The sequence below is a fragment of the Martinezella lusitana genome (genome assembly GCF_014207095.1).
GTDB classification, from domain to species: Bacteria; Pseudomonadota; Alphaproteobacteria; order Rhizobiales; family Rhizobiaceae; genus Rhizobium; species Rhizobium lusitanum_B.
Genome location: NZ_JACHBG010000017.1, coordinates 86,750 through 98,125, shown reverse-complemented (window position 1 = coordinate 98,125; position 11,376 = coordinate 86,750). Strand labels below are relative to the sequence as shown.

The 11,376-nt window shown below is 53.3% G+C and carries 10 protein-coding genes; 8 read left to right on the top strand and 2 right to left on the bottom strand.

Features of this window, described 5'->3' with window-relative positions; genetic code table 11:
- Positions 1-94 precede the first annotated feature (94 nt).
- Positions 95-778, bottom strand: a complete 684-nt coding sequence (locus GGD46_RS25460; RefSeq protein WP_184709245.1) for a hypothetical protein — start codon at positions 776-778, stop codon at positions 95-97.
- A gap of 264 nt (positions 779-1,042) precedes the next feature.
- Between GGD46_RS25460 and GGD46_RS25455 the strand changes: the two genes are divergently transcribed.
- From GGD46_RS25455 to GGD46_RS25440, 5 genes are all read left to right on the top strand, one after another.
- Positions 1,043-1,819 carry a metallophosphoesterase gene (locus GGD46_RS25455; RefSeq protein ID WP_184709243.1) on the top strand — a complete coding sequence of 259 codons (777 nt, stop codon included), beginning with the start codon at positions 1,043-1,045 and terminating at the stop codon, positions 1,817-1,819.
- 289 nt (positions 1,820-2,108) lie between these two features.
- Positions 2,109-2,237, top strand: coding sequence for a hypothetical protein (locus tag GGD46_RS34305; protein WP_281414732.1), 129 nt, complete (start codon positions 2,109-2,111; stop codon positions 2,235-2,237).
- A 633-nt stretch (positions 2,238-2,870) separates the two neighbouring features.
- Complete coding sequence (locus GGD46_RS34440) at positions 2,871-4,463, top strand: ATP-dependent nuclease (protein ID WP_184709241.1); 1,593 nt, start codon at positions 2,871-2,873, stop codon at positions 4,461-4,463.
- Positions 4,450-5,523, top strand: coding sequence for a UvrD-helicase domain-containing protein (locus GGD46_RS25445; RefSeq protein WP_184709239.1), 1,074 nt, complete (start codon positions 4,450-4,452; stop codon positions 5,521-5,523). The genes GGD46_RS34440 and GGD46_RS25445 overlap by 14 nt, the downstream gene beginning before the upstream one ends.
- 89 nt (positions 5,524-5,612) lie before the next feature.
- Positions 5,613-5,948, top strand: coding sequence for a hypothetical protein (locus GGD46_RS25440; RefSeq protein ID WP_184709237.1), 336 nt, complete (start codon positions 5,613-5,615; stop codon positions 5,946-5,948).
- Here GGD46_RS25440 and GGD46_RS25435 read toward each other — a convergent pair.
- Positions 5,914-6,273 (bottom strand): hypothetical protein, encoded by a 360-nt coding sequence (locus GGD46_RS25435; RefSeq protein WP_184709235.1) that lies wholly within the window; start codon positions 6,271-6,273, stop codon positions 5,914-5,916. The genes GGD46_RS25440 and GGD46_RS25435 overlap by 35 nt on opposite strands.
- A 580-nt stretch (positions 6,274-6,853) precedes the next feature.
- On the opposite strand from GGD46_RS25435, the gene GGD46_RS25430 reads away from it, so the two are divergent.
- The 3 genes from GGD46_RS25430 (at position 6,854) to GGD46_RS25420 (ending at position 11,353) form a co-directional block, all read left to right on the top strand.
- The gene (locus tag GGD46_RS25430) at positions 6,854-7,558 is read left to right on the top strand and encodes a hypothetical protein (RefSeq protein ID WP_184709233.1); all 705 of its coding nucleotides are present in this window, start codon (positions 6,854-6,856) and stop codon (positions 7,556-7,558) included.
- A 614-nt stretch (positions 7,559-8,172) separates the two neighbouring features.
- Positions 8,173-9,012, top strand: coding sequence for a hypothetical protein (locus GGD46_RS25425; RefSeq protein ID WP_184709232.1), 840 nt, complete (start codon positions 8,173-8,175; stop codon positions 9,010-9,012).
- Between the two features lie 136 nt (positions 9,013-9,148).
- A complete protein-coding gene (locus tag GGD46_RS25420) occupies positions 9,149-11,353 on the top strand; it encodes a Mu transposase C-terminal domain-containing protein (RefSeq protein WP_184709230.1) in 2,205 nt (734 codons plus the stop codon).
- Positions 11,354-11,376: the final 23 nt, after the last annotated feature.

The window sequence follows — 11,376 nt, the reverse complement described above, 5'->3', positions numbered from 1 at the left end:
ATTCCTCAATTCGCCCACCTTGGTCAGAAATTGACGCCCGTTCCTGGAAACTGTCTCGCTGGACTTTTCGCTGAGTTCAGCCAAATGCAGTCATTTATCCTTGAGCGGTCCGATTAGTAGAGATCGTAATACCCCACTCCTTCACTCGCTCCGCATTTAATTTGGATTCCTGGCCAATGACTACTAGCGCTTCGCGGGACTTTGAAACGATGGTCTTCATGTCATCGGTGGCATTTCCGACACGACTGTATTGGAAGACACCAGCCAATATCGTTCTCAACTCGTCCCCGTCGTAGGTTTTGAAAATACGAATGTATTCTGCTACAGGAGCGCTAGCCAGGGTAGGAACAGTCTCATCAGCGAACGCCTGCTTGTCCAGACTTAGGAAAATTTGATCAAGTTGCTGAGTTCCCTTGCCCGCGAGGCGGGCCTCTGCAAGCCGCCGCTCAATCTCCTCGTCCAGGTTCTCGTCCCGTAGGAAGACACGACTAGTGTCGAATGCCTTGTCTGCTTCCTTGTTGTCATTCGCGACGAGAATAAAATCGTACGTCCACTTCCCATAGCGGTTCGCCTTCTTGACGTACGCGCCCTCGAAATACAGCCCCTCTACCGGATCGATGATCAGGCTTTTCTGCTTTCCGAAGCAGAAGTACGCTTCGTTGAATTGTACGCGGACATCCCGAAGGCATGCAGCCTGCCACTCATTATCTGGCAATCCGTTGATCAAGGCCGATGCATCGACAATTCGACCCGGCGTCAGCAGGATGTCTTCCGCCAACGGCTTATCAGTGCTAACGTTTAAAAGCGGTCGGCTTGCTCGATCTCGTTCACGGCAGCCATCTCCCGAGACAAAGCCCAGCCTTGTATGGCCTGCTCTTGCCGACGTGATTGCCGCAATGTGGAGTTCGCCAAGGCGTCCGCCCAGGTGTTGCGGACGGCATTCATCCTAGTTGACGAGATCGCGTGGAACATTGTGATGCGGCAGGGATGGGGGTAACGCATTGCTCGTTTCCATTTTTCACGATAACGAGCCTGACATCCTATGGCGCAAGGAAAAAGCGGACCGTTCGAAGTGAAGAGTGAGCAGCCAATCTATGCTATCGGAGACGTACACGGTCGAGCGGATTTGTTGCGCCCGTTGCTGGACGCCATTGCGGACGACGCGGGCGATCAAAGTGCGGTCATCATCTTCCTTGGCGACATCATCGACCGGGGGCCGGATAGCAAAGAAGCGCTGGAACTCGTCGATGAGGCGATGGATCGCTTTCCAGGATCGCAGCTGATCCTTGGGAACCACGACGAGTATCTCCTACTTGCCCTCGAAGGTCTTCTGACGGAGACGGACGCAACGATTTGGCTGGAAGGCAACGGCGGTCAGGCTACCATGCGGTCATATCTTCCTGGTAACAGGCCAACCGTTCAACAGTTTGCAGCGTTCGTCCATGAATATTATGGGCACCATCATTCGCTGCTGAGGAACGCTGTCGACAAAGTGGTTATTGGAGCGCACTGTTTCGTGCACGCGGGTATTCGGCCTGGCGTTCCTATTGCCGATCAGAATTCGTTCGATCTGCGATGGATACGGGAGGAGTTTCTCGATCATCGTGGCCAATTTGAAAAGATCATTGTGCATGGTCACACGCCGACCGAGACTGATCTGCCGGAAACTTATCCTCACCGGATCGCGGTCGACACGGGCGCATATGCAACGGGTAGGCTGACGGCGGTGGTCATTGAAAGTGACAAGTTACGACGATTCATTCAGGCAACCGAAAGATCTCCCGCAAACATTGATATCAAGTGCAGCGAGTTGGACTAGGCTCTCACCGGGCCTGACTGCCCTCTCATTAAACGTGGGAGCTGTTACTCCCTGACGTCTGTACGTATGATGTGAAATTCACCGTAATCGCCTTGAACAGCATACCCATTCTACCTACATGCGAGTGCTGCTAGTGCTTTAGCACCCCACGGAAAAAGGCCACGACGTTTCCCCCGCAGCGGTTTCATTACGGCCCTAATGAAGGAAACCCTTGCGGAGCGTCGGCTTAACGAGCACGAGAATGGTCTGCCTTGGAGGCTTCTCGTGCAGCAATATGAAGGGGCTCAGAGTGTTTTCACTCCTTGCGCTGGAATATCGCAATGCCAAGGGCGAGACTTACAGAATGGTCCACTCCTTCGGTATCACCGATATGCGGATCATTGGGTTGGTCTCGCTGTTTACTAGAATTTTCCCGTAGCGGAAGATTGAATGACATGAAGCCTCTCGGTTCACGCCGGGAGGCTTTTTTGCTATAATGACTAGCCCGCCAGTGCCGCACGAAGGATCGAAAACCAGTGGGGCAAGTAATCGGGCGCTTGCAGAGCAAGAACAAGGCTGCATGCGACAAGAGCAAATCTCGGCGCAACCGTGACCTTAAACCCCACTCCCTTTTTCCATATGAATTCCATGTGCAGCCTCGACGCGTCGGTGGACTGAAGTTGAGTTATCGTGTAGTGACGGTGGCTGCAAACACTATATATAGTATTAATAGCTTATTGATGCCAGTCCCCGAACTGCTGAGGCAGACGCTTGCTCTTCCTGCTGAAGGCTCAGCTCGGGAGCATGCGTCCAGGACCTAGCCGGGACTTTCACTCCTTGGAAATATTCGATGAGCCGAGTTCGAAGGCAACCGTTCACCCGGACCCTGGTTCTGACAAGCAGCCGGATCACGTCGTTTGGTTCCAATTCGATGTATTCACGAGTCGCATTTGCGACCTCTAAAACTGGAATGTAAACGCGATAGTTGTATCAGACGTTGTGAGTGCGGTAGAAATCCAAGAACGAAATGGTGCTGATTCGCCTGCGTCGCAGGTAGATTGCGAGGGTTTGAGTGCACATAACGAAGGTCGTAATCAAAAACTATCGCTGTCTCCACAATTCAACCATCGACCTAAATCCAAATCTCAACGTCATCGTCGGTGACAACGAATGCGGAAAATCGACTTTGATGGAAGCAATCCATCTGGCGCTAAGCGGCCAAATCAACGGTCGAGCTATCCAAGGGGAGCTGCATCCCTACCTGTTCAATTCCCAGATCGTCCGAATGTACATTGAGCGGCTGAACAAAGGACACGTTAGCCCCCCACCTCCGATCCTGATCGAGTTATATTTTGCCGACGATACTGCGCTGAGCAAGATGAAGGGACGAAACAATTTCCTAAAACTTGATGTTCCAGGCATCAGAATGCTCATTGAATTTAACGAGGGCTACAAGGCAGAGTACGCGGACTACATTAAGGACCCCTCGCTCATCAGAACGGTCCCGGTCGAACACTACATTGTCCGGTGGCGCGATTTCGCGGACAACGACGTTACGGCGCGATCCATCCCAATCAAACCCAGTTTCATTGATGCAAGCACCCTGCGCAGCAATGGTGTCGCTAATCGATATGTGCTTGATGTGGTCAAAGACAGTCTGACCCGCGAGGAACAGGTCAGCCTCGCGCTCTCGTACCGTCAGATGAAAGATCGCTTTCTCGCCGACCCAAAGGTGGCGGCGATCAATTCAGGCTTGGAAGCAAAGAAAGGGAACGTTTCCGACAAGGCGATCACCGTGTCGCTCGACAGCTCCGCCCGCGCCAACTGGGAGTCGGGGGTCATGCCTCATCTCGATGATATTCCGATGACCCTCATCGGCAAAGGCGAGCAGAGCGCCGTGAAGATCAAACTTGCATTGGACATTGCGGATAACTCCCACGTCTTTTTAATCGAGGAAGCCGAAAACCATTTGTCGTTCTCAAATCTGGCCGGGTTGATCAATCATATCGCCACAAAACGCGGAGACCGACAACTACTGATCACCACCCACAGCAGCTACGTTATGAACAAGCTCGGTGTCGATTCCGTTCTGATGTTCATGAATGGAGCCGCGATCAAGCTGACAGCACTTGATCCGAAAACCCGGGACTATTTCCTGAAATTGCCCGGCTACGATACCCTTCGACTCGTGCTCTCGAAGCGTGCGATCCTCGTTGAAGGTCCGTCCGACGAGCTTATTGTCCAGAAGGCCTTCCATCGAAAGCATGGAAAGATGCCCATTGAGGCGGGCGTCGATGTCATCAGTGTCAGCTCCCTGGCATTCAAACGCTTCCTGGAAATTGCCGAAATTTTGAACATCCGGGTTGATGTTGTCACCGACAACGATGGTGACGTGGCAAGGCTGCAGCAAAAGTATGTCGACTACCTCAACCACGCACATATCTCAATTCAGTACGATCCCGATGAGACCGCCAAGACCTTGGAACCACAACTGCTCAAGGCCAATGACCGGAGTGTGTTGAACGATATTCTCGGCACCACATATGCCACGAACGATGATCTACTGAAATTCATGAAGAACAACAAAACTGAGGTCGCTCTTCGACTCCTGGAAACTGATAAGGCGTGGAACGTGCCGGGATATATTGATCGTGCGGTCGCCTAATCGAATCGTCATCGCTGCTGCAGGTGGAGGCAAGACGACCCGCATCGTTGACGAGGTGCTGGCCGACAAGTCGGTCCGGTCGGCAATCGTCACCTACACTAGGAACAACGTTCGCGAGATTCAGGCCAAGTTCTATCAGCGAGGGCTAACAATCCCGCAACACGTAGAAATCATTCCCTGGTACACCTTCCTTCTCCGTGAAATGGCCCGGCCGTATCGGAACTACAAATACGAGAAGCGGATCGACGGCATTTTCTGGACAGAAACGACGGTAGACAGGTTCGCTCCAAAGGCCGACGTCGGTCGCTACTATTTCGGCAACTCGTCAACGATCTATTCAAACAGGCTTGCGGAATTCATTTGCGACTGCAACGCCGCAGCGGGCGGCGCGATCTTCCAACGTTTGGAGCAGCGTTTTACGCGAATCTACATCGACGAAATTCAGGATGTTGCCGGGTATGACCTCGACATCATCGACCTGATGCTCAGATCGAAGCTCGAAGTAGTTCTCGTGGGTGATCCACGGCAATCGACCTTCACAACCAACAATTCCAATCGACACAAAGGTTTTCGTGGGCCTGATATCATCAAGAAATTTCAGGAGTGGGAGAAAAAGAAGCTCGCCCAACTGGAACACCGGGTTGAGACCCATCGGTGCAACCAACTGATCGCAGACCTAGCTGACAGCTTCTATCCCGACCACGAGAAGACACAATCGCAAAACAAGGACCTGACGGGTCATGACGGCGTGTTTGCAATCAGGCCGGACGAAGTGAGTGATTATTACCGCACCTTCGATCCGCAGGTTCTCCGGCTATCTGTAAAAACGGCCTGTGCTGGGTTGCCAGCCATGAATTTTGGCGAGGCAAAGGGAATGGAGTTCGACCGAGTTCTCGTTTTTCCGCATCTGAAGGCTTTGAAGTGGCTGAAGACGGGAAACTACGAACATATCGATGGGGTCAGACCCGAGCTATACGTCGGCGTTTCTAGGGCCCGATACAGCGTGACGTTCGTTCATGACGGTGAGATTGCCCTGAAGGGCGTACCTCGCTGGAGATAGCCTACGCACTGGGTCGCTTGATTGGAAACGCTTCCGAAATCAAAAAGCAATTATGTCCTCGGCAGACAGTCAAATCGTCCGAGGGTAAGATGCGGGAAGTAATCGCGATAAAGTTCGGTTCAAAAACTCTCTTTTATGCATTCCTTGCAGATGGGAAGCTCAGAGAAGCCACCGGCTTAGAGGAGCTTCGCAGTCTCATTCGCGAACTTGTTGCCGATGAGTCACTTGAAATCATGGCGAAATTCTTTGAAGCGGTTTCAGATTATTTCCTTACTGCCCAACGCATAAGTGTTTCCTTCGAAGAGGGAAAACTGAAAACTATTGAGATAGGAAGTGTTTCTTTCCGAGAGGCTTCCAAACTCTTTGACGGCTATCACGACGCACGGGATTTCATGATTGGTGCCAAAGCCAATTATCATCCATAAAGGCCTTAAACCGATGGGCGTTGGCAAGAAGTGGCTCGTAGTCGCGCTTCCAACTTTCGACGCTCGAAATTAGATTTGCGAGAACTTGATGATCGGGGTTCAAAGCTGAGCCTTCGCCGTGTACGGCTTCAATTGCTTTCCATTGATCCAGTCGAGCGGCGATGCTGGCGCAACGAGATAGATTTTCCTCGCTGAGGTTGGCTTCGAACCACTTTTTGTCGGTGGACAACATCGTCCCTACCATCCGCACGGAGCCGGACGTTTCGTATCGTAGAAGGTTTTCGAACGGATCGGGCAACCATTCATTGGATTTTTCGGTCGGCATGACAAAGTCTCGGATGCATGTGATTCTATCACAATCGAGGTTTTGGTCGGCCGCAAGCCTTTAAAGTAATTGCCATTCCACCATTCGGTGCTGTTTATTCATGCGCAAACTCAAATTTTGACGTTCGATTGACTGCAATCTCGGACTGAACGCCTTACCAATATGCGATGGCACATCCACTCTGAGCGCCCTCAAACGCAACATGATATGGCATGCAACGGCTCGAAACGTTGATTTCGCTATCACTGCGAGCGTTTTGTTCAATTTGAGTGGCGAAAGTTCAGAGGTATGTGGCGAGCAAGAAAAGCCCAAACGGATCGGTTAGTTTCGAACTGATGATCGATAGGTTATGAGTTGCTAAATACACCTCCGAGCTATAGGTCCATCTGGCATCGGCTCAAGTCGTGAGTCGTCTTGATCGCCGCCTCAAAAGGCGAATTATCTGCCTCTTGAATGAAGGCAAGTTGTTGACGCGATAGGTAGAGAAAGCGTTGTCGCTTTGACGCAGCCTAACCGAGTTGCATAGCTTTGTGTCTTGCTGGCCGTTGCGCCACTGTCCCCGTAATGCAAGGGGTGAGAAATGAACCTGATCAACAAAACGTACCATCCGGTTCGCTTGACCCAGAGTATCGACACATGCCGCGAGCGTCTGCAGACGCTGCAGGCGCAAAACCCCTCGCACACGTTGGACGAGATCAGCCGACAAGCCTATGCGGGACTGCCTCAGGAGGAATTCGACCGCCGCGTCCATGACTCCGTGGCAATTACCAATACAATCAACCGGTGGGCGCACAAGGGCAGAAGAATATTCGATTTTTCGGCCTTGATGGAGGAACTCGCCGATGCAACGGCCATCGAATTCAATAGTTTGCCGGACGGAACCTATCCGGCCTGCTTCTACGCTCATTTTGGCTACGGGGCCGGTCTATATCTGAAAAATGAAATGGATAGGTACGTCTCCGGTGTCTACGTCACTTCACTTGAAGAAGACGATGAGCCCAGCCTGAGTTTTATCTTTTCGGTCAATAGCCTCGATCCCTTGCCCCTGCAGAAGATGAGCATGCCTGACATTATGAGGGAACGAACCTGCCTGGCCCGGATCGCGGTCTCTAAAAAAGACATCTCGCAGCTTTTCACCGAGGTCCCTATTGGCGATCCGGAACTCGTCGTTGATCCGGTCTATCGAGCGGCAACCTTGAGGGCGCTCGTAGCTCTTCGCCACATAGTCACACCTAAACTTGAGGAAGAGAACGACCGTTACACGGCCTTTGGCAGAATGTGGTAACTCGAAATTAGATCATTCTGTATCGGAAACAGACAAAACGTTACGCCACCCCTCTAGCGTTAACCATGTTTCCTCCAAAATGCCTGAAAGTCGGACAAAAAGCTTTGAGCCTCTTTCCCCAGGTGCTGGTGGTGTGCATTATTGAACCATCGAAACGAACGCGAAAGCGATATTGATGCGCGTAGACCTACAAATAGCAGGATGGGAGCGGGTTTACCGCGACAACCTCTAGCTGGGCCTACAATGCCGAGCCAAGAGGCTGCGGCAAATCCCTCCCACAGACGTAGGGTCGTTGTAGGAGGTCGTTCGTGTCGAAAATCCCGAGAAATGGTTCCCGGCTGCAGTTGTCTCAGGACAACGCTGTCAAAGTAGCTGTCGATACCAAATCCGATTGCGGTCCGATTGACCTTTCGGACGGCATCGTCATGCCCGCAATCCGTCAGCAGGTCGCCGGACGAATGTTCCGCGATGACGGCCTGGGTGCGTCCCGGCATTCATTCATCCCTGTCCTAATATCTCGCTGAAACCTTCCGGCCGCGCTGATTTGCGGCGCGTTGAACAGCGATTTTAAGGCAATGAATTTACAGCACGAATGTGCTCGGACGGGACGTGAAATGAAGCAGAAGCGGGTCTTGCGCTATATGATCGAGGTTGAGCATGGCATCGACAACTATATCGACGATTGCCCGCCGATTTTCGAGAAGGTGATTGAGGAGGAATTCATCCCTGCTGGCCGCCTCGTCCAGATCACGGCCGTTAATGATAACGGAGAGACCGAAAATATCGACCTGTGGGTTCCGCCTGGTCCGACAACGGCAACCCGTTTGCCGCCTGCTCGGACAAAGGCTCACAGTCGCGGCTATCTCGTCGACACGCGCACGAACCGCGCCGTCAGCTTTGCCAGCACGCACGAAATGCACTGCGCTCTTGATCTGCTGTCCAATCGGTTGGTCATCGACATTGAAGATCAGCCACCTGCGGTGCCTTATCTGGGAGCTGACGGTCGGATGCACGAGCACACCTACGACTACCGCGCAACCCTGCAGAACGGGACCCGTCTAGCGTTTGCGGTCAAACCGTTCGACAAGGTCGAGTCGACTGAGATCGAGAACATCATTGGGCGGACCAAGCCCAACCTTCCTGGTTTCGCGGACGCCGCATTCCTTGTGACCGACCGCACCCTCACCCGGGATCGCGCTTGGAATGCGAAAGCCACACTTCGGGCCTTGAAAATTCGCAACGAACAAGATTGCGCCCGCATGCGCACGATCATCGCGGATGCCCATGGCGTCGTCAGTGCCTATGCCTTGGCCCGCAAATTCGAGCGCTTCGCCGATGGACTGAATGCAATCTGGTGTCTTCTCTACGACGGCGTGATTGAGCTGGCTGAACCGGCTCGCAAACTCGTCGATGCTCCCTGGGTTCGGGTCTATGAAGGCGAGGTAATCGCATGATGCACGGTTGCAAAACATTGGCCGCGCATCCGCCTTAGGGCGACGCACTCAACTCCGGCCTTCCGAAAATGTCTGATGGATTTGATCCGCCTCAAGCGGAACGGACACCTGCGTCCCAAAAAAAAAGGAGATCGAAATGAACATGCTCGTACGCCCAGGCCATGCACACCACGTCCAACTTTTCGAGTTCAATCGCGGTGATCGCGTCGAATACAAACACGCAATCTATCGCTGGATGAGTACCACAAACACGGGTTACTGGTTCCAGCGTGTCGATGACGACCTGCCGCCCGAATTTTTTACGTATGAATCGGTGTCACAGGCGTTCGACAATAAGCGCGACCCCATGGGCTACCTTCCGGGCCGTCGGTCCTCGCCCAACGAGGGTAATCTCTCCGAAACCGAGTTGCTCAGTAACCTGAAGCCTGCTCAGCAGCAGGAGGTCCTCGAAAAGCATGAATGGTGTGCGCGTTTCCTGCGTGACGAAGCGGCCGACGACCTCCTTTCGCGCTCGGAGGCTAAGCTTTCCGATTACATTATGAAGACGCAGGCGAGGCTTCAGAAGGAGTCCGATGAACGTCACAAAGCTGCAGGAAAAACGCACCGAACCGCGCCGCAGCTTCCTGCGCCACCGTCTCCCCGCAGTTTGCGTCGGTGGGTTCAAAAATTCGAAGAGGGTAATTTCGATGCAATCGCCCTGTTGAACAAAAGTAGCGCGAAATACCGCCGGGAATATTTCACGCCCGAAGAGCTTGAGCATATCAACAAGCATGTCTGGATGTACGCTTCGAAGGATCGGCTCCCGATCAAAGAGCTGCACGCCATGCTCAAAAAAGCCGTCGAGACGGCAAACCAGGAGCGCAGGGCAAAGAATATCGCGTTGGGCGCAACTGCCCTGAAAGACTTGCGCGTCCCGGATATCGATACGTTCTCCTCGCGCATCCACAAGCTTCCTCGGGCGCATGTAACTCTTGGGCAGCATGGCTCAGACGCCGCCTTGGCTCGGTATTCCGCCATTATGGGAGGTGTGGATGTTCTGAGGCCACTCGAACGTGTTGAAATCGATGAATGCTCCATCGACCTGCAGACGCTTCTGGTCCAAGCCGAAGACTGGGACAACCTCAGTCAAAAAGAGCGCAACGTCGTCGCGCGGGTACGACTCTATATTACGGCCGCGAAGGATGTCGCAACGAAATGTATCGTGGGTCTGCGCATCCACCACACCGCCCCAAACACATCAAGTGCGATCTGCGCTTTGGAGATGGTGACGCGCGATAAGTCAGAATTGGCGAGGAGCATCGGCTGCGAAACACCGTGGGATATGGACGGCGTTCCTCAAGAAGTCCCGGTCGACTCTGCGACCTGGCTCGCCAGCAAAGAGCTTCGTACCGCTACAAATGATATCGGTGGGTGCCTCTTCCAACCGAAGGCAGGTGATGCAGCGGCACGCGGAACTTTGGAGCGGTGGTTCAGGACGTTGAACCGACAGGCATTGTTGAGCTTAACCGGGAGGACCTGGGGTTCGCCCGCTGAAAAAGGCGACTACGATGCTGAGAAAGAGGCAAGCATCGTCTTTCATAAGGCCGCCGAACTCCTGATGCGCTATGTTGTCGACGTCTTCCACAACACGCCCCATGAGGGGCTGAACGGTGAGACACCACGTAATGCATGGCTGCGCTTGCGGAAGTTTTACAAGCCGACACCGCCGCTGTCCCCCCGTCTTCGCCGCAGCGTGTTTGGCATCCAGGTAAATCGCAAGATTTCCAAGGGCGGCATCCGCATTCTCGGCATTCTTTATACTTCCAGCAAACTCCAGGCCCTGTTTCGTGAAAGCGACGTCAGCTTGGAAGTGAGGTTTGACCGGTTCGACCTTGGGGCGATTTCGGTTCGTCATCCTGAGGGTTGGTTGACCGTTCCGGCGGACCACGAAGAGATCGCCGGAATGAGCCTTTGGAAGTGGCTCGCTTTCAATCAGCGCCTCAATCTCACGAACCGCAAGAATGCTGAGGTTTCCTTGGAGATCGCCCGGCGGACGAAGTCGTGGCTTCGTGACCAGGCGGAAGTGGCGCGTGCCGAAGCGGAACTTGGGAGCGCAGTCCTGACCGAGCGCGATATCCTTCGTTTCGAGAAGCAGGTCGCCTACCAGGTCGAATTCGTCGAGCGCAAGCGCTCCGAGGAGCAGGCCCAGGTCGAGGAGGCCGATATCTCTTCACTGATCAAACAGTGGGACATGCACGGTATTCAGCAGTCTGCTGAAAACGCGCAAACTCAAAACCCGGTTGCTAAAACAGCGCCTAACCCTGTTAGCGGAAATCTTCTCGATCCAGGCTTCAATCTCTGATCCGGCCCGCCCCCTACCCGTTT